The sequence below is a fragment of the Mycobacterium sp. genome (genome assembly GCF_051006775.1).
Classification (GTDB): domain Bacteria; phylum Actinomycetota; class Actinomycetes; order Mycobacteriales; family Mycobacteriaceae; genus Mycobacterium.
The window spans coordinates 32,873-55,306 of sequence record NZ_JBPCSX010000211.1 but is presented as its reverse complement, the minus strand read 5'-3'; the positions used below and the strand labels follow the sequence as shown (position 1 = coordinate 55,306).

General features: G+C 68.2%; 22 protein-coding genes. 16 read left to right on the top strand and 6 right to left on the bottom strand.

Annotated features, from left to right (window positions below):
- Nucleotides 1-28: 28 nt before the first annotated feature.
- Nucleotides 29-223 carry a 50S ribosomal protein L28 gene (gene rpmB, locus ACR2JI_RS15200; RefSeq protein ID WP_526391398.1) on the bottom strand — a complete coding sequence of 65 codons (195 nt, stop codon included), beginning with the start codon at nucleotides 221-223 and terminating at the stop codon, nucleotides 29-31.
- Between the two features lie 231 nt (nucleotides 224-454).
- On the opposite strand from rpmB, the gene fakA reads away from it, so the two are divergent.
- The 3 genes from fakA to ACR2JI_RS15185 are packed head-to-tail and all read left to right on the top strand — an operon-like array spanning nucleotide 455 to nucleotide 5,030.
- Entirely contained in the window at nucleotides 455-2,092 is a 1,638-nt protein-coding gene (fakA, locus tag ACR2JI_RS15195; protein WP_526391434.1) for a fatty acid kinase ATP-binding subunit FakA, read from the top strand.
- 2 nt (nucleotides 2,093-2,094) lie between these two features.
- Nucleotides 2,095-4,323: an ATP-dependent DNA helicase RecG gene (recG, locus tag ACR2JI_RS15190; protein WP_526391396.1), complete on the top strand. Its 2,229-nt coding sequence runs from the start codon at nucleotides 2,095-2,097 to the stop codon at nucleotides 4,321-4,323.
- The gene (locus tag ACR2JI_RS15185; RefSeq protein ID WP_526391394.1) at nucleotides 4,320-5,030 is read left to right on the top strand and encodes a GmrSD restriction endonuclease domain-containing protein; all 711 of its coding nucleotides are present in this window, start codon (nucleotides 4,320-4,322) and stop codon (nucleotides 5,028-5,030) included. Before recG ends, ACR2JI_RS15185 begins: the two co-directional genes overlap by 4 nt.
- A 1-nt stretch (nucleotide 5,031) precedes the next feature.
- Here the strand turns inward: ACR2JI_RS15185 and ACR2JI_RS15180 are convergent, their stop codons facing one another.
- The gene (locus tag ACR2JI_RS15180; protein WP_526391392.1) at nucleotides 5,032-6,054 is read right to left on the bottom strand and encodes a hypothetical protein; all 1,023 of its coding nucleotides are present in this window, start codon (nucleotides 6,052-6,054) and stop codon (nucleotides 5,032-5,034) included.
- 46 nt (nucleotides 6,055-6,100) lie between these two features.
- Nucleotides 6,101-6,922 (bottom strand): aldo/keto reductase, encoded by an 822-nt coding sequence (locus ACR2JI_RS15175; protein WP_526391390.1) that lies wholly within the window; start codon nucleotides 6,920-6,922, stop codon nucleotides 6,101-6,103.
- Nucleotides 6,923-7,006: 84 nt separating this feature from the next.
- Here ACR2JI_RS15175 and ACR2JI_RS15170 point away from each other — a divergent pair, with 84 nt between their 5' ends.
- From ACR2JI_RS15170 to smc, 12 genes are all read left to right on the top strand, one after another.
- Nucleotides 7,007-8,128: an alpha/beta hydrolase gene (locus ACR2JI_RS15170; protein ID WP_526391432.1), complete on the top strand. Its 1,122-nt coding sequence runs from the start codon at nucleotides 7,007-7,009 to the stop codon at nucleotides 8,126-8,128.
- An 81-nt stretch (nucleotides 8,129-8,209) separates the two neighbouring features.
- Entirely contained in the window at nucleotides 8,210-8,998 is a 789-nt protein-coding gene (locus ACR2JI_RS15165) for a DsbA family protein (RefSeq protein WP_526391388.1), read from the top strand.
- Nucleotides 8,995-9,627 carry a vitamin K epoxide reductase family protein gene (locus ACR2JI_RS15160; protein ID WP_526391386.1) on the top strand — a complete coding sequence of 211 codons (633 nt, stop codon included), beginning with the start codon at nucleotides 8,995-8,997 and terminating at the stop codon, nucleotides 9,625-9,627. Before ACR2JI_RS15165 ends, ACR2JI_RS15160 begins: the two co-directional genes overlap by 4 nt.
- A 4-nt stretch (nucleotides 9,628-9,631) precedes the next feature.
- Nucleotides 9,632-10,180 (top strand): 16S rRNA (guanine(966)-N(2))-methyltransferase RsmD, encoded by a 549-nt coding sequence (rsmD, locus tag ACR2JI_RS15155; RefSeq protein ID WP_526391384.1) that lies wholly within the window; start codon nucleotides 9,632-9,634, stop codon nucleotides 10,178-10,180.
- 11 nt (nucleotides 10,181-10,191) lie between these two features.
- Nucleotides 10,192-10,671, top strand: a complete 480-nt coding sequence (gene coaD, locus ACR2JI_RS15150) for a pantetheine-phosphate adenylyltransferase (protein WP_526391382.1) — start codon at nucleotides 10,192-10,194, stop codon at nucleotides 10,669-10,671.
- A 107-nt stretch (nucleotides 10,672-10,778) separates the two neighbouring features.
- The gene (sepIVA, locus tag ACR2JI_RS15145) at nucleotides 10,779-11,516 is read left to right on the top strand and encodes a cell division protein SepIVA (protein ID WP_526391380.1); all 738 of its coding nucleotides are present in this window, start codon (nucleotides 10,779-10,781) and stop codon (nucleotides 11,514-11,516) included.
- Nucleotides 11,517-11,567: 51 nt separating this feature from the next.
- The gene (locus tag ACR2JI_RS15140; RefSeq protein WP_526391378.1) at nucleotides 11,568-12,137 is read left to right on the top strand and encodes a YceD family protein; all 570 of its coding nucleotides are present in this window, start codon (nucleotides 11,568-11,570) and stop codon (nucleotides 12,135-12,137) included.
- Nucleotides 12,134-12,856, top strand: a complete 723-nt coding sequence (rnc, locus tag ACR2JI_RS15135) for a ribonuclease III (protein ID WP_526391376.1) — start codon at nucleotides 12,134-12,136, stop codon at nucleotides 12,854-12,856. The genes ACR2JI_RS15140 and rnc overlap by 4 nt, the downstream gene beginning before the upstream one ends.
- A gap of 2 nt (nucleotides 12,857-12,858) precedes the next feature.
- A complete protein-coding gene (gene mutM / locus ACR2JI_RS15130) occupies nucleotides 12,859-13,740 on the top strand; it encodes a bifunctional DNA-formamidopyrimidine glycosylase/DNA-(apurinic or apyrimidinic site) lyase (protein WP_526391374.1) in 882 nt (293 codons plus the stop codon).
- Nucleotides 13,737-14,153, top strand: a complete 417-nt coding sequence (locus ACR2JI_RS15125; RefSeq protein WP_526391372.1) for an OsmC family protein — start codon at nucleotides 13,737-13,739, stop codon at nucleotides 14,151-14,153. Before mutM ends, ACR2JI_RS15125 begins: the two co-directional genes overlap by 4 nt.
- Nucleotides 14,150-14,428 (top strand): acylphosphatase, encoded by a 279-nt coding sequence (locus tag ACR2JI_RS15120; RefSeq protein WP_526391370.1) that lies wholly within the window; start codon nucleotides 14,150-14,152, stop codon nucleotides 14,426-14,428. Before ACR2JI_RS15125 ends, ACR2JI_RS15120 begins: the two co-directional genes overlap by 4 nt.
- A gap of 26 nt (nucleotides 14,429-14,454) precedes the next feature.
- Nucleotides 14,455-18,042: a chromosome segregation protein SMC gene (gene smc, locus ACR2JI_RS15115; protein WP_526391368.1), complete on the top strand. Its 3,588-nt coding sequence runs from the start codon at nucleotides 14,455-14,457 to the stop codon at nucleotides 18,040-18,042.
- A gap of 72 nt (nucleotides 18,043-18,114) precedes the next feature.
- Here smc and ACR2JI_RS15110 read toward each other — a convergent pair whose 3' ends face one another.
- Together ACR2JI_RS15110 and ACR2JI_RS15105 are read right to left on the bottom strand one after the other, a co-directional pair.
- The gene (locus tag ACR2JI_RS15110; protein WP_526391366.1) at nucleotides 18,115-19,785 is read right to left on the bottom strand and encodes an RNA polymerase sigma factor; all 1,671 of its coding nucleotides are present in this window, start codon (nucleotides 19,783-19,785) and stop codon (nucleotides 18,115-18,117) included.
- Nucleotides 19,786-19,884: 99 nt separating this feature from the next.
- Complete coding sequence (locus tag ACR2JI_RS15105) at nucleotides 19,885-20,280, bottom strand: hypothetical protein (RefSeq protein WP_526391364.1); 396 nt, start codon at nucleotides 20,278-20,280, stop codon at nucleotides 19,885-19,887.
- A 255-nt stretch (nucleotides 20,281-20,535) separates the two neighbouring features.
- On the opposite strand from ACR2JI_RS15105, the gene ACR2JI_RS15100 reads away from it, so the two are divergent.
- Entirely contained in the window at nucleotides 20,536-21,387 is an 852-nt protein-coding gene (locus tag ACR2JI_RS15100) for a hypothetical protein (protein ID WP_526391362.1), read from the top strand.
- Here the strand turns inward: ACR2JI_RS15100 and fni are convergent.
- Nucleotides 21,384-22,424, bottom strand: a complete 1,041-nt coding sequence (fni, locus tag ACR2JI_RS15095) for a type 2 isopentenyl-diphosphate Delta-isomerase (protein ID WP_526391360.1) — start codon at nucleotides 22,422-22,424, stop codon at nucleotides 21,384-21,386. The two genes, ACR2JI_RS15100 and fni, sit on opposite strands and share 4 nt — an antisense overlap.
- Nucleotides 22,425-22,434 lie beyond the last annotated feature (10 nt).

Sequence of the window (22,434 nt, the reverse complement as noted above, 5' to 3'; positions counted from 1 at the left end):
GACGAGACAGAGACGATAGGGGCGGGTACTAGCCCCGGCTGACCTTGCCGGCCTTCAGGCAGGAGGTGCACACGTTGACACGGTGCTTGTTGCCGCCCGGGCGGTCGGTGGCGCGGACGCTCTGGATGTTCGGATTCCAGCGTCGGTTGGTCCGGCGGTGAGAGTGCGACACCGCTTTGCCGAACCCGGGACCTTTCCCGCAGACATCGCAGACGGCAGCCATGACGAACTCCTCAAATCTCGAGAGGCCAGCTACCGCACGCACGGGTGGCCTGGGAACTGGACCAGAATACCGTCGTCGGGATTCGAATGCCAAAATGCCCCCTCCGCGCCGCCCCGGACCCCGCGCCGCGACGTGGGTGAACGCCTGCATAAAAGCGTCGCCCGATCTGGCTAGGCTGACGCCGACGGGGTGACCAGGGCAGCAGACCCGCCCAGCGAGCAGGAGGTGCCGATGCCGGATCGGCGGCTGGACTCCTCGGCCCTGTATGACTGGGCGGATTCCGCCGTCGGCTCGCTGATCGCCCATACCGACGAGATCAACCGGCTCAATGTCTTCCCGGTCGCCGATGCCGATACCGGGACGAACATGCTGTTCACCATGCGTGCGGCGGTCGCCGAGGCCAAGACTGCCGGGGCCGGTGATCCGACCGGGATGACGGCGGCGCTGTCCCGGGGGGCGGCGCATGGCGCCAGGGGTAACTCCGGGGTGATCCTGTCCCAGATCCTGGCCGCACTGGCGGATGTGACCGCGGCCGCAGCGGCCCAGACCGACCTCGCCGACCTCGGCCCGGCCCTGCTGGGCGCGGCGCTGCGACACGCCGTCGCCCTCGTGGTCACCGCGATGGGCGGGCAGCTGGTGCCCGGAACGGTGGTTTCGGTGCTGCACGCAGCCGCCGAGGCGATCGAGACCCGCGCCGATGAGGATGCCCCGCTCGGTGAGGCCCTGGTGGCCGCGGGTGAGGCCGCCGCCACCGCCCTGGACCACACCCCCGAACAACTCGACGTGCTGGCCGACGCGAACGTGGTGGATGCCGGCGGACGGGGGCTACTGGTGCTGCTCGACGCCCTCACAGCCACCGTCACCGGGGACGTCCCGCACCGGCGGGTCTATCCCGGTGCGCGCATCCCGCACGCCGTCGAGGGGGTCGGCGCGGCTGAACAGGCGCCCGAGTTCGAGGTCATGTATCTGGTCGGCGAGTGCGATCACGATGCGCTGACCCGGTTGCGCGGCGCACTGGAGGAACTGGGCGATTCGGTCGCGGTCGCGGCGGCCGCGGCCGGACGGCACTCGGTGCACGTCCACACCGACGACGCCGGGGCCGCGATCGAGGCCGGTATGGCCGCCGGGGCGGTCAGCCGGATCCGAGTCTCGGCACTGACCGGTGGCCGGGTGTCGCCGGGTGGCTGGTCCCGGGAGCGGGCTGTGCTGGCCGTCGTCGACGGCGATGGCGCCGCCGAATTGTTCGGATCCGAGGGCGCCTTCGTGGTGCGCCCGGACGCCGATCTGGTGGACCCGGCCAACGGGGTCAGCGCCGCCGAACTGTTGCGGGCGGTGGTCGACACCGGCGCGGCGCAGGTGATGGTGCTGCCGAACGGCTATGTCGCCGCCGAGGATCTGGTGGCCGGTTGCACCGCCGGCATCGGCTGGGGGATCGACGTCGTACCGGTGCCCTCTGGGTCGATGGCGCAGGGCCTGGCCGCACTGGCGGTCCACGACCCGAGCCGGCAGGCCGTCGACGACGGTTACGCGATGGCGCGGGCCGCCGCCGGATCCCGGCACGGTTCGGTACGGGTGGCAGAAGAGAAGGCACTGACCTGGGCCGGCACCTGCGAACCCGGGGACGGGCTGGGTATTGCCGGTGACGAGGTGCTGGTGGTGGCCGACGACGTCGGCGCTGCCGCCATCGGGCTGACCGACCTGCTGCTCGGCTCGGGTGGTGAGTTGGTCACCCTGCTCATGGGCGCCGGTGCCGACCTGGCCGTTGCCGACGCATTGGCCGAACACCTGCGCCGCCGCCATCCGGGAACCGAGTTCACCAGCTACCGCACCGGCCACCGCGGCGACGTCCTGCTGATCGGGGTCGAGTAGCGATGGCGACTCTCACCGATCGGCTCGACGGGTTGCTCGGCGCCAAGGCTGCCGGGGCGCTGGCCGAGGTCTTCGGCATCCGCACCGTCGGCGATCTCCTTCGTCACTACCCGCGCAAGTACAGCCAGGGCATGACGGTGCGGGGCGAGGACGACGAACTGCCCGAAGAGGGCCAGCACATCACCTTCGTCGGCGAAATCGAGAAGGCCGAGGCGCGCTGGACCAACCGCACACCGAAGCGGGAGTACCTCGTTGTCACGCTGAGCAATCGCCGGCCCAAGGTGACCGCCACCTTCTTCAACGCCAAATACCTGAAGAAGCAACTGGTGGAGGGCACCCGGTTGATGCTGTCCGGGGAGGTCGGGTACTTCCGCAGCACGATGCAGCTCACTCACCCGGGGTACCTGGTGCTCAATGCCCCGTCGGGCCGCATCGGCGGCACCAAATCCTTGCGCACCATCGCCGCGACGGCGCAGAGCGACGACGGCGAATTCGACATGTCGGTGTTCGAGCGGGATTACTTTCCGATCTACCCGGCCAGCGCCAAATTGCAGAGCTGGGATATCTACGCCTGTATCCGCCAGGTCCTCCAGGTACTCGACCCCATCGATGATCCGCTGCCGGAATCCTTTGTTGCAGAACATGATCTGGTCTCCGAGGACACCGCGCTGCGGGCCATCCATATCGCGGAGAAGGAGGTCGACCGGGATCGCGCCAGAGTGCGGCTGACTTTTGACGAGGCCGTCGGAATGCAGTGGGCGCTGGCGCGCCGGCGCCACAGCGAGCTGTCCCAGTCCGGGCCCCAAGCGCCGCGGCGTGCCGACGGACTGACAGCGGCGCTGCTGGATGGCCTGCCATTCGAATTGACCGCGGGTCAGCACGAGGTGCTCGATGTCATCGCGGGCGAACTTGGCACCGCCAGGCCGATGAACCGTTTACTTCAGGGCGAGGTCGGGTCCGGCAAGACCATCGTCTCGGTGCTGGCCATGCTGCAGATGGTTGACGCGGGATACCAGTGCGCCCTGCTGGCGCCCACCGAAGTTCTTGCCGCCCAGCATTCCCGGTCGATCCGCGATGTGCTCGGTCCGCTGGCGATGGCCGGTCAGCTCGGCGGTGCGGACTCCGCCACCCGGGTGAGTCTGCTCACCGGGTCGATGTCGGCGGCGCAGAAGAAGCAGGTTCGCGAGGAGGTGGCCTCCGGAGCGTCCGGCATCGTGATCGGCACGCACGCACTGCTCCAGGATGCCGTCGAATTCCACCGGCTCGGCCTCGTCGTCGTCGATGAACAGCACCGCTTCGGAGTCGAGCAGCGAGACCGCCTGCGTGCCAAAGCCCCCGAGGGCCTGACGCCCCACCTGTTGGTGATGACCGCGACCCCGATCCCGCGCACCGTCGCGTTGACAGTGTTCGGTGACCTGGAGACCTCGACGCTGCGTGAGCTTCCGCGCGGTCGTCAGCCGATCGCCACCAACGTCATCTTCGCGAGGGAGAAGCCTCAGTGGCTACCGCGGGCGTGGCAGCGGGTGGCAGAGGAGGTCGCCGCCGGGCGGCAGGCCTACGTTGTGGCATCGCGCATCGACGAATCCGATAAGGAAGACACTGCTGAATCGGCGGAAGAGAAAGGGCCGCCGCCGATTCCGGTCACCACCCTCTACGAGCATCTTCGGCATGGGCCGCTGGCGGGTCTGCGGCTGGGGCTCATGCACGGGCGCCTGCCGGCCGATGAGAAGGACGCGGTGATGGCCGCCTTCCGGGCCGGCGAGATCGACGTGCTGGTGTGCACCACCGTGATCGAGGTCGGGGTGGACGTACCCAATGCGACTGTGATGGTGGTGATGGACGCCGACCGGTTCGGCATCAGTCAGCTCCACCAGCTGCGCGGCCGGATCGGCCGGGGGTCCCATCCAAGCCTGTGCCTGCTCGCCACCAAGTTGCCGGAGTCTTCCAAGGCCGGTGAGCGACTCAAGGCGGTGGCCCGCACCCTGGACGGTTTCGCCCTGGCGGATCTTGATCTTGCCGAGCGGCGCGAAGGAGATGTTCTGGGGCACAGCCAGTCCGGTCGTCCCATCACACTGCGGTTCCTTTCGCTGGCAGAGCATCTCGATGTGATCCTCGCCGCCCGGGAATTGTGCGAGTCGGTCTACCCGGTCAGCCCGCAGGACCGGGGACTGGCCGTTCTGTCCGAGCAGTTCACCGGAAGTGACCGGATCGATTTCCTGGACAAGTCGTGAAGCGTGGAACGCTGCTCCTGCTGGCCGCAGTCGCGTCGATCGCCGTGATCGTCGCGGCACAGGTGCTCATCGGCGAGCGCAGCCGTTCCGCCTCATCCGATCCGGTCACCGGCCCCCCGACCGTGCGCCCCGGCACCGACGTTCTGGCCGGGGTCGCGACGGTTGATCAGCGGGTGCGCGGCGGTGATTACCGGCGGACAGCGTTCGGCGACGCGTGGGACGACAACACGACCGCGCCGGGTGGGCGCAACGGCTGTGACACCCGCGACGACATCCTCGACCGCGATCTGACCGATAAGGCTTTTGTCGTCACCAAGCGGTGCCCGCAGGCGGTGGCCAGCGGGTCGCTGCGCGACCCGTACACCAACGCCACCATCGCGTTCACCCGGGGCAATCAGGTCGGCGCCGCGGTCCAGATCGACCACATCGTGCCGCTGGCCTATGCGTGGGATATGGGCGCCCGGGACTGGACCGACGATATGCGCAAGCGGTTCGCCAACGATCCGGCCAATCTGCTGGCGGTGGCGGGACGGGCCAATCAGGACAAGGGCGATCTGCCGCCGGGGGAGTGGATGCCGCCCAACACCGCGTTTCACTGTCAGTACGCGATGGCGTTCATCGCGGTGATCCGCGGGTATCGCCTTGCGGTGGAGGAGCTTTCAGTCCACCGGTTGCGCGACGCGGCCGGTAGCTGCCCGGTCGGCTGAATCAGCCCGCACGGCGCGACGCGGTGGCCGAACCGGCAGCACGTTTTGCGGGGCTCTTGGCGATGGTCGCGGCGCCGCTGCGGTCTGCCTTCCGGGTCGCTGCGGCCCGGCCCGGGATCTTCCCCGCGGCCGGCACGACCGGTGTCACGGCGATCGCGGTGGCGACGGCGTTGGTCATGGCGATCATCGAGCCCACGATGCCCGGGCCGGGCCCGGCACCGATGTAGACGGGCACCGCCGGCAGGAACGGGTCGACTACGACCAGGGCATCCAGTCCCAGGGCGTTGAAGAGCGAGGAGCCGGTGCTCAACAGGCCACCGACGGAGATTCCGGCGCTGATCAGCGTCGAGGGAGCCGGAATCAACGGGGCCACAAGTGAAGTCAGGTCGATCGTCTGCCCGCCGTTGAGGAACGCATTTGTCATGGCCGCCGGAATGTTGATCACCTCGTTGAGTGCGCCGATGAAATCGGCGGTCTGCAACGCCGCGACAGCGCTGCTGATGCTGCGCTGCAGGGCCAGCGCGGGGCCGATCACCGGGCCGAGGAATCCCATGAACAAGCCGCTGGCCGAGCTCGTCGTGAAGTCGAGCTGGGGAAAGCGGGCCAATTGCGACAGCAGTCCGTACGCGGTCAGGTGCGTCAGGTCGAGGGTGTTGATATCGGCGGCGGCCGGTGCGTTGACGGCATTGGACGCGTTGGCGCTTACCTGCTCGAGGATCGTTCCGATGTCGGGAAGCTCGGAGAAGTACACGCCGAGGTTGGTGATGACCTGTTCGGCGATCGGGAACGGCGTCGCCGACCAGGCTGCGAACAGACCGGACAGGTTGGCCGCGGCAGTCTGGACTGTCTGCACCCACGGGGTGATCGGGTCGAACGCCGCGACGAGGTTGACGGGCTGAGTCGAGGGTGCCGCGAAGATCGGGGCGGCCCTCGCGGTCAACGGCTGCACGGGTCCCAGGGCGATGGCGCCGGCGCCGATCACCGCCACCGCTGCGGTGCGATACGAATGTCGGGATATGTGCATGGTGTGGCCCCCTGATGTGGTGATTACCCCGGCGGTTCCGGAACGCCTACGGACTCGGCCGGAACCGGGTGCCGTCGTCGAGTCCGTTGATGGTGTCCATCTCCGCATCGGTCAGAGCGAAGTCGAACACGTCGAGGTTCTCGGCCAGCCGGACCGGAGTAGAGGCCCGCGGGATCACCACATTGCCCAATTGCAGGCTCCAGCGGATCAGCACCTGCGCCGGCGACTTACCGTGCGCCGCAGCCACTGACGCGATCACCGCATTGTCGAGCAGCTTGCCGGTTCCCAGCGGGGCGTAGGCCTCGGTGAGGATGCTGTGCTGGGCGTTCGCGGCCCGCAACGCCGACTGATTGAGCAGCGGATGCAATTCGATCTGATTGACCGCGGGGGTGAAGAAAGTCAGGTCGATGAGGTCAGCGAGGTGCTCGGGCGTGAAGTTGGCGACCCCGATCGAGCGGGTGAGTCCGACCTCCTTGGACTTCATGATCCCGCCCCAGGCGTCGATGTACTTGCCGTTCTCCTCGACCGGCCAGCCGACCAGATAGAGATCGACGTAGTCCAGGCCCAGCCGCTCCAGGCTCGCCGCCAACGCATCCTGGGAGGACTGGAAACCCTGATCGGCGGGTGCCATCGTGGAGGAGATGTAGAGCTCCTCGCGCGCGATGCCCGACGCCGCGACAGCCCGTCCGACCGCCTCCTCATTGCCGCCACCCGCGGCGGCGTCGATCAATCGGTAGCCGGCCGCCAGCGCTGCGGCCACCGCCGCCTCGACCTCGGCCGGCGGCAGGTCGGCGACAGCGACCCCCAGGGCGGGGATCGCATGGTCGTCGTTGAGCGGGACGGTGGGAATCGCGGCCGTCGTCGTCATGTCACCTACCTGTGTTTACGGTGAATCTTCGAGTCACCGATTCGGGTGCGATAGTACCCAGCGGGAAATAGATTTGGTCAGCGCCTGCGCTCCCCGCGTCGTGACTCGCCTGATCCGCACCAGAAGGAGATGACCGTGACAGTCAAGGACAGGGCCCTGGCCGTCGGAAACCGCTTGGGCGTCAAGCTGATTCCGCGCCTCCCCAACGCCGTCAAACGACTGCTCTCCGGCGGCAAGGCGGTGACGCTGGACGGCAACACCCTGGATCCGTCCATTCAGATGATGCTGGCCGCGCAGCGTGCCACCGGTATCAACGGTTTGGTCGTCGCCGGCGATGCGGTCACCACCCGGCTGAAGAATCGTGAACTCACCGCCAGCCTCGATGAGCCCGGCCTGCGGGTCGCCGAGATCCGGGATATCACGATCCCGGGACCGGCCGGGCCGATCGGCGCCAGGCACTACCGCCCGCACACCGCGGACGGTGAGCGGCCGCCGCTGGTCGTCTTCTACCACGGTGGCGGGTTCGTCTTCGGTGATCTCGACACCCACGACGCGGCCTGTCGGCTGATCTGCCGGGACGGCGCGGTGCAGGTGCTGGCGATCGACTACCGGCTGGCTCCGGAGCATCCCGCCCCGGCCGCCGCCGATGACGCGCACGCGGCCTACCTCTGGGCGCGCGCCCACGCCGAGGAACTCGGCGCCGACCCCGACCGGGTCGCGGTTGCCGGCGACAGCGCCGGTGGCAACCTGGCCGCCGTGGTGAGCCGGATGGCCCGGGACGCCGGCGATCCGCTGCCGACGCTGCAGTGGCTGATCTATCCGGTCACCGATATGCGCGGCGGGAGCCGATCGCGGAGCATGTTCTCCGACGGCTTCCTGCTGACCAAATCCGACATGGATTGGTTCCAGGACTCCTACCTGGAGAAATCCGGTCTGGACGTCACCGACCCGATGGTGTCGCCGCTGCTGGCCGCTGACCTGTCGGGGTTACCGCCGGCGCTGGTGACCACCGCCGGCTTCGACCCGCTGCGCGACGAAGGCGAGCAATATGCGGCGAAGATGCAGGAAGCAGGGGTCACGGTGGATCTGCGCCGGGCACCCGGGATGACCCACGCCTTCCTGAACCTCAACGTGCTCGGCGGCGGGGTGGCCGACGCCAACGCCCGGATGATCTCCGCGCTGCGGGCCCACCTGGCACGCGCCTGACCCAGGCATTTCCGGCCGCTACGGGACGCGCCGGTACTCTGGAAGCGCCCGTAACCATCGACAGCGAGGATCAGCCGAGCCGTGGCCAGCAATAAGAAAAGCGCACCCCGCTACGACCTGAACGCCCAAACCCGCAAGCGTGACCTGGCCGTCCGGCTGGGTCTGACGGCGGTCGTCGTCCTGTTCGCGGTCGGATTGGTGCTCTACATCGTCATGGGCCGCGAGAAGGTCAATGCCGATGACTCCCGGGCCGTGCAGATCTCGTCGGCCGCGCTGATCAAGAAGCCCGACAGCACCGAGCCGAAGGCAGTGCTGGCCATCTACGAGGACTTCCAGTGCCCGCACTGCCGGGACTTCGAGAAGACCTTCGGCGCGACGATCAACAAGATCGTCGAGAGCGGCGCGGCGGCCGTCGACTACAACTTGGTCGCGATCCTGAACAAGTCCAACGGCGGATACTCCGCACGGGCCGCGAACGCCGCGTACTGCGTGGCCGATGAGAACAAGGACGCCTTCGTACGGTTCCACTCCGCACTGTTCGCCCAGCAGCCCGAGGAAGGTTCCGGCACCGGACCCGACAACACCGCGCTGATCGAGACTGCCCGGCAGGCCGGCGTCACCGGGGGCGTCGCGGACTGCATCAACAAGGGCAAGTACTCGGATATGGCCAAGGGACTCGCGGCCGCATCCAAGATCACCGCCACCCCGACCATCCGGCTCAACGGCCAGGACATCAGCCCGGCCACGCCCGAGGAGTTGATCGCAAAGATCACCCAGATCGTCGGACCGGTGCCGGCCCTGAAGGCTCCCGCGCCCGCAGGCGCATCGCCGGCCCCCGGGGCGCCGGCGCCCGCCGCGCCGAAACCGTGAGCACGGTGACCGCGGCGGACGAGCAGTCCGGGCCCGCGGGGTCGGTGCACGACACGGGTGCGCGGGTGTCGCGCGCCAGCGCGTGGTGGATCCTGACCGCCGGAGTGATCGGCCTGATCTCATCGGTCACGCTTGTGGTCGACAAGATCGCAATGCTCAAGGACCCGACGTTCGTGCCGAGTTGCAGCATCAACCCGGTGGTGGCCTGCGGATCGGTGATCAACACCCCGCAGGCCTCGGTGTTCGGACCACCCAACCCGCTGATCGGTGTCGCGGCGTTCTCCGTCGTGATCGTGACCGGGGTGCTGGCGGTGGCGAAGGTGGCGCTGCCGCGGTGGTACTGGACCGGCCTGATGATCGGCACCGGTCTGGCTACGGCGTTCGTGCAGTGGCTGAAGTACGAGACGCTCTACGAGATCGGGGCGCTGTGCCCGTACTGCATGGTGGTTTGGGCGGTGACCATTCCGCTGTTCGTGGTGGCCACCTCGATCGCGCTGCAACCGCTCGCCGGTAACCGGGTTGCTCGCACCCTGTACGACTGGCGCTGGCCGCTCGTGGCGCTGTGGTTCACCGCGGTGATCCTGGAGATCCTGGTCCGGTTCTGGGACTACTGGTCGACCCTCATCTAGAACCGTGACGCGGATCGTCGCCGGGGCAGCGGGCGGGCGCCGCCTGATCGTGCCTCCCAGGGGCACCCGGCCCACCACCGACCGGGTGCGAGAAGCCGTGTTCAACGTGCTGTCGGCCCGGATGGATTTCGGCGGAGTGCGGGTGCTGGACCTCTACGCGGGCTCCGGGGCACTGGGACTGGAGGCGCTGTCCCGCGGCGCCGCATCGGTGATCTTCGTCGAGAGCGACCGCCGGGCAGCCGACGTCATCACGCGCAATATCGCCACCGTCGCCCTGCCCGGTGCGGTGGTCCGGCGCGGCGCGGTCGCCACCGCCCTGGCGGCCGCCGGAACCCCGATGGATCTGGTGCTCGCCGATCCGCCCTATGACATCCCGGCCGGCGAGGTCGAGGCGGTGCTGTCGCTGCTGGACCGCAACGGATGGGTGGCCGCCGGCAGCGTGGTGATGGTGGAGCGACCGGCCGCCTCGCCGGTACTGGCCTGGCCCGCGGGCTGGACGGTCTGGCCGGAGCGTCGCTACGGGGACACCCGCATCGAGGCGGCTTCCTGCTAGCGTTCACCGTCATGAGCGGCGCGGTCTGCCCCGGGTCCTTCGATCCGGTGACGCTGGGACATATCGACGTCTTCGAGCGTGCCGCCGCACAGTTCGACGAAGTCATCGTCGCGGTGCTGTTCAACCCCAACAAGTCGGGCATGTTCGACGTCGACGAACGCATCGCGATGATCGAGGAGTCCACCGGCCATCTGCCCAACCTGCGCGTCCAGCGTGGTCGGGGACTGGTGGTCGACTTCGTCCGGTCATGCGGCTTCACCGCCATCGTCAAGGGCCTGCGTACCGGGACCGATTTCGAGTATGAACTGCAGATGGCCCAGATGAACAAGCATGTGGCCGGCGTGGACACCTTCTTCGTGTGCACCGCGCCGGAGTACTCCTTCGTCTCGTCGTCATTGGCCAAAGAGGTGGCGGGTCTCGGCGGTGACGTCTCGGCTCTGCTGCCGGAGGCCGTCAACAAGCGCCTGCAGGCCAAGCTCTCCGGTCGCTGAGCCTCGACTTCCCCCGAGGTTGATCGGCGACACACCGCGCCGCCATCGCATTCACAGGCGTAACACCAGGCACACTGGTCACTACCAACAACCGCCGGGAGGGCGCCGTGTACCGAGTTTTTGAAGCGCTCGACGAACTGAGCGCCATCGTCGAAGAGGCCCGTGGCGTGCCGATGACCGCCGGGTGCGTGGTCCCGCGCGGCGATGTGCTCGAGCTGATCGATGACATCAAGGACGCCATCCCGGGCGAGCTCGACGACGCCCAGGACGTGCTGGACTCGCGCGACTCCGTGCTGCAGGAGGCCAGGGAGCACGCTGACTCGACCGTGGGCGGCGCCAACGCCGAGGCCGAGTCGTTGCTCAGCCATGCCCGCGCCGAGGCCGATCGCCTGCTGGCCGACGCGAAGTCCCAGGCCGACCGGATGGTTTCCGAGGCCCGCGCGCACAGTGAGCAGATGGTCGGTGAGGCCCGCGAAGAGGCGTCCAGGCTCGCCACGACCGCCAAGCGTGACTATGAGGCGGCGACCAGCCGGGCCAAGGCCGAGGCCGACCGCCTGGTGGAGAACGGCAACATCTCGTACGAGAAGGCCGTCCAGGAGGGCATCAAGGAGCAGCAGCGGCTGGTCTCGCAGACCGAGGTCGTCGGAGCTGCCAACGCCGAGGCCACCCGTCTGATCGACACCGCTCACGCCGAGTCCGACCGGCTGCGCGGTGAGTGCGATATCTACGTCGACAACAAGCTGGCCCAGTTCGAGGAATACCTCAATGGAACCCTGCGCTCGGTGAGCCGCGGCCGGCATCAGCTGCGCACCGCTGCGGGGACCCACGACTACGTGCAGCACTGACCCGCGTCGGCCCTGACCTTTCGGGTGCGTCGCTCGCCGTAGAATCCCCCCATGGCGACGCACCCGAGAACTCCGCAATCGCCATTGATGTTCGATGTCTCCCGGCTCGGACGGCGCCCCGGATCGATGATGGTGGTGCAGGAGACTGTGCAGAGTCCGGCCCGAATCGGGCTGGACCTCATCGCGATCCAGCCCGGTGATGACATCGACCTCGATCTGCGTTTCGAGGCGGTCTCCGAAGGTGTGCTCGTCTCCGGAACCGTGTGTGGCGCCACCAGCGGGGAGTGCTCGCGCTGCCTGGGCCCGGTCACCGGTGACATCGAGATCGAGCTCACCGAGCTGTTCGCCTACCCGGAGAGTCTGACCGAGTCCACCACCGAGTCCGACGAGGTCGGCCACGTCATCGACCACACCGTCGACCTCACCCAGCCCATCGTCGACGCCGTCGGCCTGGCCGTCCCGTTCGCGCCGGTGTGCGCGGAGGACTGCCCGGGACTGTGTCCGAAATGCGGCGTCGCCCTGGCGGCGGCCGAGCCGGGCCATCATCACGATGAGATCGACCCGCGCTGGGCCAAGCTGGCGAACATGCTGCCGCCCGACCCGGAGAGCCCCGCTCCATGACCGCGCCGCGGGAGAACCTGCTGGACGCACTCGGCGTGGAGTTGCACGGCGACCTGCTGACCCTGGCGCTGACCCACCGAAGTTATGCCTACGAGCACGGCGGTCTGCCGACCAACGAACGCCTGGAGTTACTCGGCGACGCGGTCCTGGGCCTGGTGATCGTTGAGGAACTCTTCCGGCGCCATCCGGAGAACTCCGAGGGTGACCTGGCCAAGCTGCGCAACAGCATCGTCAACAGCCAAGCGCTGGCCGGGGTGGCCCGGGGCCTCACCGACGAGGGCCTCGGCGCGTACCTGCTACTGGGCCGCGGGGAGCTCAACACCGGCGGTCACGCCAAGGCCAGCATTCTCGCCGACACCCTGGAGTCTCTGATCGGTGCGATCTACCTGCAGCACGGACTCAGTGGAGCCCGGGCGGTCATTCTGCGGCTGTTCTCCTCGCTGCTGGCGACCGCGCCGACGCTGGGTGCCGCCCTGGAATGGAAGTCCAGTCTGCAGGAACTGACGTCGACACGCGGCCTGGGTGTGCCGCGCTACGAGGTCAGCGCCGAAGGTCCCGATCATGACCGCCGGTTCAATGCGGTGGTCTACGTCGGCGGTGAGCCGTACGGCAGCGGGGAGGGCAAGTCGAAAAAGGCTGCCGAGACCGACGCCGCCGCTCAGGCCTGGACCGCTCTGGACGCCGAATCTCTTCCGCACACCGCCGACCTGGATGCCTAGGCTTGCCTGAGCTTCCCGAGGTCGAAGTGGTGCGCCGCGGACTGCAGGCACATATCGCGGGTAGGACCATCACCGCGCTGCAGGTGCATCATCCCCGCGCGGTCCGTCGGCATGAGCCCGGCGCTGCGGACCTGACCGCACGACTGCTCGGCGCCCGGATCGCCGGCACCGACCGGCGCGGGAAGTACCTGTGGCTGAACCTTGATGACGGTGACACCGCACTCGTCGTGCATCTCGGGATGAGCGGTCAGATGCTGCTCGGTCCGATCACCAGGACCGAGCATCTGCGCATCGCGGCAACCCTCGATGACGGCACCGCGCTGAGCTTCGTCGACCAGCGCACCTTCGGCGGCTGGCAGCTGGCGGAGGTGGTGACGGTAGACGGAAATCGGGTGCCCGAGCCGGTGGCCCATATCGCCCGGGATCCGCTGGACATCCTTTTCGATCGTGAATCCGTGGTGAATGTGTTGCGCCGCAAGCATTCTGAGATCAAGCGGCAACTGCTGGATCAGACCGTGGTGTCCGGAATCGGCAACATTTACGCCGACGAGGCACTGTGGCGGGCCGGGGTCAACGGGGCGCGCATCGCCGAGAAGCTCACCCGGCGTCAGCTCGGCGAGGTGCTCGGCAGTGCTGCGGACGTGATGCGCGAAGCGCTGCGGGAGGGCGGCACCTCGTTCGACTCGCTCTATGTCAACGTCAACGGCCAGTCCGGCTACTTCGACCGCTCACTGAATGTCTACGGTCGCGAGGACCGCAACTGCCGGCGCTGCGGCGCTGTGATCCGCCGGGAGAAGTTCATGAACCGGTCGTCGTTCTACTGCCCGGTCTGCCAGCCCCGGCCGCGGGCGGGTGGAACGCGGGCGGGTAGAACAAAGCCATGACAACGGAGCTTTGGGTCGAGCGCACCGGGATTCGCCGCTACACCGGGCGCAGCAGTCGGGGTGCGCAGGTGCTGATCGGCTCGGATACCGACGAGGGCGTCTTCACGCCCGGCGAGCTGCTCAAAATCGCCCTGGCCGGTTGCAGTGGGCTGTCCAGCGACCAGCCGTTGCGCCGGCGCCTCGGGGACGACTACCCGGCCGTCATCCGGGTCTCCGGTGATGCCGACCGCGACGCCGAGCGTTACCCACTGCTGGCCGAGCGGCTCGAGATCGATCTGTCCGGGCTGACAGCTGAGGAGAAGGACCGGCTTCTGCTGGTGGTCAACCGGGCCATCGAGCAGGTCTGCACGGTCGGCCGGACGCTGAAATCCGGCACTGAGGTCACCCTGGAGGTCGTGGAGACCGCCCGGTGACCGACCAGGCCCGGCTGACGGCCTGGGTTCACGGGCACGTCCAGGGCGTCGGTTTCCGCTGGTGGACCCGGTCCCGGGCGCTTGAACTGGGGCTGACCGGCTACGCGGCCAATCAGGTTGACGGCCGGGTGCTGGTCGTCGCGCAGGGCAACCGGGCGGCCTGCGAGCAGTTGTTGAGCCTGCTGCGCGGCGGGGACACGGCTGGTTCGGTGGACACCGTGGTGGCCGAACTCGGCGATCCGGGCGAACCGCTGCAGGGGTTCCGCGAGCGCTGATCCGCTCGCCGGTAGGGTTCTGCGACGTGTACCTCAAGAGTCTGACGCTGAAGGGCTTCAAATCCTTCGCATCGCCGACGACTCTGCGTTTCGAGCCGGGTATCACCTGCGTCGTGGGCCCCAACGGCTCCGGTAAGTCCAATGTGGTCGACGCGCTGACCTGGGTCATGGGTGAGCAGGGCGCCAAGACGCTGCGCGGCGGCAAGATGGAGGACGTCATCTTCGCCGGCACCTCCTCGCGTGCCCCGCTGGGCCGCGCCGAGGTCACCCTGACCATCGACAACTCCGATAACGCGCTGCCGATCGAGTACTCCGAGGTATCGATCACCCGGCGGATGTTCCGCGACGGCGCCGGTGAGTACGAGATCAACGGCCAGAGTTGCCGTCTGCTCGACATCCAGGAACTGCTTTCCGACTCCGGTATCGGCCGGGAGATGCACGTCATCGTCGGTCAGGGTCGGCTGGCCCAGATACTGGAGTCCCGTCCCGAGGATCGCCGCTCCTTCATCGAGGAGGCCGCCGGCGTCCTCAAACACCGCAAGCGCAAAGAGAAGGCGCTTCGCAAGCTCGACGCCACCTCGGCCAACCTGTCCCGGCTGACGGACCTGACCACCGAACTGCGTCGTCAGCTCAAGCCGCTGGGCCGCCAGGCCGAGATGGCGCGCCGCGCCCAGACCATCCAGGCCGACCTGCGGGACGCCCGGCTGCGGCTGGCCGCCGATGACCTGGTGGCGCGTCGCGCCGAGTTCACCGGCGTCGACGATATCGAGACCACCCTGCGCCGTGAGCACGACGAGGCCGTTGCCCGGTTGGCGCAGGCATCCGAGCAGCTGGCCGCCGATGAGGCCGCGGTGGCCTCACTCTCGGAGCGCACCGAGGCCGCGCAGCAGACCTGGTTTCGGCTCTCGGCCCTGGCCGAGCGGGTCAGCGCCACCGTCCGCATCGCCACCGAGCGCGCCCAGTACCTGGAGACCGAGCCGGCGGCCACCACCGGACCCGACCCCGATGAGCTCGATCTGCAGGCCGACGAGATGGCCGAGCAGGAGCGCCAACTGGTCGCCGAACTCGCTGAGGCGCGGTCCCGGCTGGATTCCGCCCGCACCGAACTGGCCGCGCGGGAGAGTGCGGCGACCGAATCCGAGCGTGCGCATCTGGCCGCGGTGCGAGCCGAGGCCGATCGACGCGAGGGTCTGGCCCGGCTGGCCGGGCAGGTTGAGACCGCACGCGCACGGGTGGAGTCCATCGACGAAGGCGTCGCCCGGCTGAGCACCGCCATCGAGGAGGCCTCGGCCCGCGCGCAGCAGGCGCAGGCCGAGTTCGAGATCGTGCAGAGCAAGGTCGACGAACTCGACCAGGGCGAACTCGGCCTCGACGAGCACCACGATCGCACCATCACCGCGCTGCGCCAGTCCGACGCCCGGGTTGCGGAGTTGCAGACCGCCGAGCGCGCCGCCGAACGGCAGGTTGCCTCACTGCGGGCCCGTATCGAGGCCCTCTCCGTCGGCCTGGACCGCAAGGACGGCGCTGCCTGGCTGGTCGAAAATCGCAGCAGTGCAGGACTTTTCGGCAAGCTTGCCAACCTGATCAAGGTCAGGTCCGGCTATGAGACCGCGCTGGCTACGGTGCTCGGTGCCGCGGCCGACGCGGTGGCAGCAGACGGTTCCGGATCCGCGCGTTCGGCTGTACGCGCGCTCAAAGACGCCGACGGTGGTCGCGCGGCGATCGTGCTGGCCGATTGGCCGGCACCGCCCGGCCGCGACCATGGCGTCCTGCCGGCAGGTGCGCACTGGGCCATCGACCTGGTCGAGCCCCAACCGCGGTTGCGCGGTGCGATGACCGCGATGCTCTCCGGTGTCGCAGTCGTCGACGATCTGGAAGCCGCACTGGATCTGGTGGCCGCCCGGCCACAGTTGCGTGCGGTGACCGCCGACGGCGATCTGGTCGGGGCGGGCTGGGTGGACGGCGGCTCGGATCGCAAGCCGAGCACGCTGGAGATCATCGGCGAGATCGAGAAGGCCAAAACCGAACTGATCGCGGCTGAAATCCAGGTCTCTGAGCTCAACGCCGCACTTGCCGGTGCGGTCACCGAGCAGACCAGCCGCCAGGACGCCGCCGAGGAGGCGCTGGCAGCGCTCAACGAGTCCGACGCCACCATCTCGGCGATCTACGAACAGCTGGGCAGGCTCGGCCAGGACACCCGGGTGGCACAGGAGGAGTGGCGGCGTCTGCACACCCAGCGCGCTGAGCTCGAGGCCGGACGTGAGCAGACCGTCGAGGAGCTCACCGGTCTGGAGAACAGGTTGCACGCGGCGCAGGAGACGCACTCCGGCGTCGAGACCTCACCGGGTGAGCGCCAGCAGATCCAGGCCGCGGCAGAAGCCGCCCGCGGCGTCGAGGTCGAGGCACGGCTGACCGTGCGCACCGCCGAAGAGCGGGCCAATGCTGTTCGCGGACAGGCTGATTCGCTGCGCCGCGCGGCTGCCGCAGAGCGTGATGCGCGAGTACGCGCGAGTGCGGCACGTGCCGCCCGTCAGCATGCCGCCGAGGTGGCGGCGGCGGTGTCGGAGGCAGGGCATCGGGTCGCAAGCCATCTGAGCGGAGTCGTTGCGGCATCCTCGAGGGTGCGCGATCAGTTGGCCGCGGAGCGCCTGCAGCGTGCCGGCGGGATGACGTCCGCTCGCGAAGAGGTCACTGCGCTCAACGCGAAGATCGCCACGCTGACCGAATCCCTGCACCGCGATGAGGTCGCCAAGGCGCAGGCCGAACTGCGTATCGAGCAACTCGAGTCAATGGTGCTCGAGCAGTTCGGCATGGCGGCCGACGACCTGATCGCCGAGTACGGTCCCGAGGCGACGCTGCCGCCCTCGGAACTGGAGATGGCCGAGTACGAGCAGGCCCGTGAACGCGGCGAGCAGGTGAGCGCGCCGGCTCCGATGCCCTACGACCGGGCGACCCAGGAACGCCGCGCCAAGCGAGCCGAGCGGGAACTGGCCGAACTCGGGCGGGTCAATCCGCTCGCACTCGAGGAGTTCGCCGCCCTGGAGGAGCGCTACAACTTCCTGTCGACCCAACTCGAGGACGTCAAGGCCGCCCGCAAGGACCTGCTCGACGTCGTCGCGGAAGTCGACAACCGGATCCTGGAGGTCTTCACCCAGGCCTACGTCGACGTCGAGCGTGAGTTCTCCCAGGTGTTCGCGACGTTGTTCCCCGGCGGCGAAGGCCGCCTGCTGCTGACCGATCCCAGCGACATGCTGACCACCGGTGTGGAAGTCGAAGCCCGCCCGCCCGGCAAGAAGGTCAAGCGACTCTCGCTGCTCTCCGGTGGCGAGAAGTCGCTGACCGCGGTGGCGATGCTGGTGGCGATCTTCCGCGCCCGGCCCTCGCCGTTCTACGTCATGGATGAGGTCGAGGCGGCGCTCGACGATGCGAACCTGCGCCGGCTGATCGGATTGTTCGAGCAGCTGCGGACGCAATCCCAGCTGATCGTCATCACCCACCAGAAGCCGACCATGGAGATCGCCGATGCGCTGTACGGCGTGAGCATGCAGGGTGACGGGATCTCGGCGGTGATCTCGCAGCGGATGCGCGGGGAGAATCTCGCCGCTGGGGTCTAACCCTCCGAGATCGACATCACGGTTGTGGTGGCCGCCTCGGCGCGCAGCCCTCAGGTCGGTTTCGGTGTGAGGCTATTTGGACGTCGAGGTCGAGTTCTTCGTATTCGTGCCGCCGCTGCCACTGGTAGTGCCCCCGCTGCCGTTGGTGGTCCCGCCAGTGGTTTGGCCCCCGCTGGTGGTGCCGCTACTTCCGTTGGTGCTGCCCGCACCTCCGGTGGTTGTCCCGCCGGTGGTTGTTTTGCCGCCGCCGCTGGTGTTGGTGTTGGTGTTGGTGTTGGTGCTGGTATTGGTACTGGTGTTGGTGTTGGTGTTGGTGGGGATCTTGTCGGTAGGACTCGAAACGGTCCCGGTGAACGTACCGGGGGAGGGCGAAACGATTTTCGGACCCGGGCCTGGAAGGGGATCGAGGTTGATCGGGCCGCCAGGGGTGGCGGGGGCATCGACGATCCTCGTGGGGGCGGTGACGACGGGCGCGGTGTCGACCTGGGGGTCAGGGGCGGCGCCGTTCGGATCCGATTCCGGGACCATCACCGAGCCGATTGGGGCAGGAGGCGGAGCGACGTCCGGATCGGTATTCGGAAGCACATGCACCGGTGCCGAGCCGGGTATCGCGCCGCTGCGAGTCGGCGCGGCCTGCTGGGTCGGCACCGCCGGCAGAACCGTGCCGGCAACCGGCACCGATTGCGAACGGCCAACTGCCGGAGGGGCATTGACGGCCCGCGGTATCACCGGAAGCGGTCCTTCACTCGAATCGGTGCCGACGTCGACCACCTTGGAAGCCGGGTCCTCAGGCCGCGCGAACCAGCTGATCACCAAACTCAGGCACAGCAGCGCGATGCCGACGATGGCGACCCGCTTTCCGATCTGCGGGGAAGCCCCGGAAGTACCGGACGATTCGGCGGCGTGGCCGGACGCCTCGGCCAGGGCCGAACTCGCGGAGGTCAGCTGCACGCGGTCCAATGTCTGATGACGCAGCCAGACCGGGGCAGGGATGAAGACCGCGGATCCGCCGAGCAGGGCGACGGGGTTTACGTGCCTGCTCTGTTCTTGCTCGCAGGTTGCGCAGGAGTCGATATGGCGGGCCATGCGCTTGCGCATGAGAACGGAGAACTGTCCGTCCCAGCCTTTGAGGATCACTGCCAACTCGGGGCACGCATTGGGATCGGCTTGCGCATTGCGGGCCACTAAGAGGGCGCCCAGACAACGTTCGACCGTCTGGCGCAGCCGGAACATCATGGTGTTCGCACTCGTCAGCGTCACGCCGAGGGCTTCCGCGAGGTCGGGGCCGTCCAGGCCGTGCCGGTAGGACAGATCCAGCAGTTCGCGGTCGCGATCTGAAAGTCCCCCCGCAGCATCGGCGACCAGGCGGGCTAATTCGCTCTGTCCGGCGAGTGTTTCCGGGCTTGCATCGTGAGAGACCATGTCAGGCAATTCATCAGAGACCTCCTCGCGGTAGCGATGCCGAAGACGGCGCATCGCATGATGGCGGGCGATCGAATACAGCCAAGGGCGAAGTTTGTCGGGTTCGCGCAGACCTGTGAGTCCCGTCGCGGCGGCGCAAAAGGCATCCTGCACGCAGTCTGCTGCGGCGTCGCGGTCCCCGATCAGTCCGACACAGAAGTCATAGAGTCGGTCCGCGTAGCGGTCGTAGATTTCAGCGAATGCCGGTCGATCGCCATCGGCGGCCGCGCGCGCCAGATCGCCATCGCTGACGCCGGTGTGCAACTCGAGTGCCTCGGTCATGACGCGGACCCCCTGTCCGACTTTGCTTCCAAATAGCGTAAACCCGCACCCGGTCCGGTACCAGCGAACATCGCCCGCCGATACCGGACCGCAGTGCTTTCACCAGACGAGCTGGGAGATTTGCGGTGCCGCATTGGGGCACTCGACGGTGATGTTCCAGGTCGAGTGGGTGGGAAAGCTGGGGAACCACAGGCGGGACTGGCTCACGGCCCCTGGTCCATTCTCCGGCAGGTAGAACGGGACGTTGATCGCCGGCAGAGGCTTGCCGATCGGGTTGCCCACCACCGAGGAGTTGAACAGGCACCAGCCGCTGGGTGCGGACTCTCCTGCGGCGTTCGGCCAGGTGGTGACCATGACGTCCACGCCGCCGGGGCTGGGATTGGCACCGGCGTTCATGCTCGCCTGCGCCGTACCCGCTCCGGGGAACAACATCGCCGGGGCCGCCACGACGGCGGTCATCGCGGCGACCTTGGCAAGGATCGAGGTGGTGGTCATGGGGTTCTCCTTATTCGTCTTCGTAGCCCCGGTTGGGCTGCTTTCACAGGTAGGTGCACGAACCCCGCACGAATCGCACACTTTTTCGGAAATGTTTTTCCGGTCGCTTGAGCAGCTGTTTTCAGCCGGGGTCCGAGCGTGGGTGAAAAAGCCCAAAAAAGCGTGCGAGTAGCACTCCTTGGTTGCACCTACCTGTGAAAGCAGCCCAACCGGGGCTGCCAACAGGCACAGGAGAACCCCAGGATGAGCTTTTCCATGACAGATCAAACGGCCGATTCAACAGCCGCAAACCCGAGCGCGTGGGCCGCGGAGCGTGCAGAAGATACCCAGTCGGCGACTTTCAGGGCGTTGGCGTGGTCGCAGGATGACGACAGCGCCGCCGAGCCGCTGCAGTACACCGGTGAGGAACACCAGCGGTACACGGAGCCGGAGGCGGACCCCGCCGAATCGCCGTCAGCGGCGCGGTCCCACCGGGCGACGCTGCTCTATGGAATCGTCGCGGGCTTTGCCGCGGCTGCGGTCTCCGGATTGTTGTTCACCGTGATGAACAACGAAGATGCACTCCCGCCAATGTCCACGAACGGCAGCCAGCCCGTGACGAATTTCGTGAACTCGCAGCCCGAGATCGAGACCGTCCCGATCCGGCCGTCCTCACCGGCCCCGCTAAAGACCGCGGCAGCGACGGCACGGGTCGTATCGCCGGTAGCCGTGCCCTCGCGCGCTTTCGCCGCCCCGGCACCCGAGCTGCAGACGTCGTCTGCTTCGGAGCCCGACGTGCCCGCGGCCACGGCCCCCCTAACCGATGCTCCCGCGCCCGAGGTTCGGGCACCCGCGCCCGCAGCCCCCGCGTCGGCAAAGCCCGAGTTCACCCCGCCGGGCACCAAGCCACCGGTGTGGGTGCCGCCGGTCACACCGCAGAATGTTCCGCATCCGGTGGGTCCACACACCTTCGACATCCCGGACCTCCATCTGCCAACGGGGACCGATTTCGGAGTCATCGCGCCGGCCACGCCCACCGCACCGGCAGAGTCGGACTCGGTACTTACCTTGAATCTGGGCGCCATGCCGGTGGTCATCCCGACGCTCGCCGCCGGGGGCGTTCGTTAGTCCGGACGCATCGGTGTGAGGCTGATCCGGCGGAGTTCAGCGATATCGGACGCGCCCGCGCAGTGCAGGCTGATCTGCAGTTCCTCAATGAATCCGCCCAGGACGTCGACGACCGCTGCCGCCGACTCGATCGCCGGCGCCAGCAGGGGCCGGGCAATCGCCACCACATCGGCGCCCAGGGCGATCGCCTTGGCGGCGTCCATGCCGGTGCGGATTCCGCCGGAGGCCATCAGTGGCATCCCGGGCAGAGTCGCGCGCACCTCCATCAGGGCCTGAGCGGTCGGCACGCCCCAGTCGGCCAGCGCCGGGTTACGCACCTCGCCGTAGCGCACCACCTGCTCCACCCGCGCCCAGGACGTGCCGCCCGCGCCGGCCACGTCGACCGCGGCGATGGGCAGGCCGCGCAGCTGCTCTGCGGCGGCCGCACCGATCCCGTGACCGACCTCCTTGAGGATCACCGGGTAGTCAAGGTCTGCCGTCAGCCGGGCCAGCCGGTCCACCGACCCGGTGAAGTCGGTGTCGCCGCCGGGCTGCATGGCCTCCTGCAGCGGATTGGTGTGCACCGCCAGTGCGTTGGCGCCGACGACGCGCAGTGCGGCATCGAGTGCGGGGGTGATCGCCGCCGACACCTGGGCCAGCCCGATATTGCCGATCAGCAGCACATCCGGGGCCAGGTCGCGGATCTCGAAACTAGCCGACGCGGCGATTGCGGCGGGGGCATCACCGAGCATGATCCGCTGAGAGCCCAGCATCATGCCGACCCCGAGCTTCTGGGCCGCCTCGGCCAGGTTGCGGTTGATGGTGCGGGCGAGTTCAGCCCCGCCGGTCATGGCGCCGATCAGCACCGGGGCCCGCATCGGCACGCCGAGAAAGCGGGTGCTCAGATCGACGGCGGCCAGGCTGGTCCGGGTAAGCGCGTTATACGGCAGGTCGAACCGTTCGAAGCCCGTGGTGAGCGTGCCGTGGTCGACCGGACCGGTCAGGCAGGCGTCGATATGACGGAGTTTGCGGGCGCTGAGCCGGTTGTCGGCGTTCATCGTGGACCCT

What these genes read in the sequence shown, in the direction of transcription:
- ACR2JI_RS15110 (WP_526391366.1), bottom strand. Translation starts at nt 19,785, where the DNA reads ATGACCGAGGCACTCGAGTTGCACACCGGCGTCAGCGATGGCGATCTG.
- ACR2JI_RS15180 (WP_526391392.1), bottom strand. Translation starts at nt 6,054, where the DNA reads ATGCACATATCCCGACATTCGTATCGCACCGCAGCGGTGGCGGTGATC.
- ACR2JI_RS15100 (WP_526391362.1), top strand. Translation starts at nt 20,536, where the DNA reads ATGACAGATCAAACGGCCGATTCAACAGCCGCAAACCCGAGCGCGTGG.
- ACR2JI_RS15105 (WP_526391364.1), bottom strand. Translation starts at nt 20,280, where the DNA reads ATGACCACCACCTCGATCCTTGCCAAGGTCGCCGCGATGACCGCCGTC.
- fni (WP_526391360.1), bottom strand. Translation starts at nt 22,424, where the DNA reads ATGAACGCCGACAACCGGCTCAGCGCCCGCAAACTCCGTCATATCGAC.
- ACR2JI_RS15175 (WP_526391390.1), bottom strand. Translation starts at nt 6,922, where the DNA reads ATGACGACGACGGCCGCGATTCCCACCGTCCCGCTCAACGACGACCAT.
- recG (WP_526391396.1), top strand. Translation starts at nt 2,095, where the DNA reads ATGGCGACTCTCACCGATCGGCTCGACGGGTTGCTCGGCGCCAAGGCT.
- rnc (WP_526391376.1), top strand. Translation starts at nt 12,134, where the DNA reads ATGACCGCGCCGCGGGAGAACCTGCTGGACGCACTCGGCGTGGAGTTG.
- ACR2JI_RS15140 (WP_526391378.1), top strand. Translation starts at nt 11,568, where the DNA reads ATGGCGACGCACCCGAGAACTCCGCAATCGCCATTGATGTTCGATGTC.
- ACR2JI_RS15125 (WP_526391372.1), top strand. Translation starts at nt 13,737, where the DNA reads ATGACAACGGAGCTTTGGGTCGAGCGCACCGGGATTCGCCGCTACACC.
- coaD (WP_526391382.1), top strand. Translation starts at nt 10,192, where the DNA reads ATGAGCGGCGCGGTCTGCCCCGGGTCCTTCGATCCGGTGACGCTGGGA.
- rpmB (WP_526391398.1), bottom strand. Translation starts at nt 223, where the DNA reads ATGGCTGCCGTCTGCGATGTCTGCGGGAAAGGTCCCGGGTTCGGCAAA.
- fakA (WP_526391434.1), top strand. Translation starts at nt 455, where the DNA reads ATGCCGGATCGGCGGCTGGACTCCTCGGCCCTGTATGACTGGGCGGAT.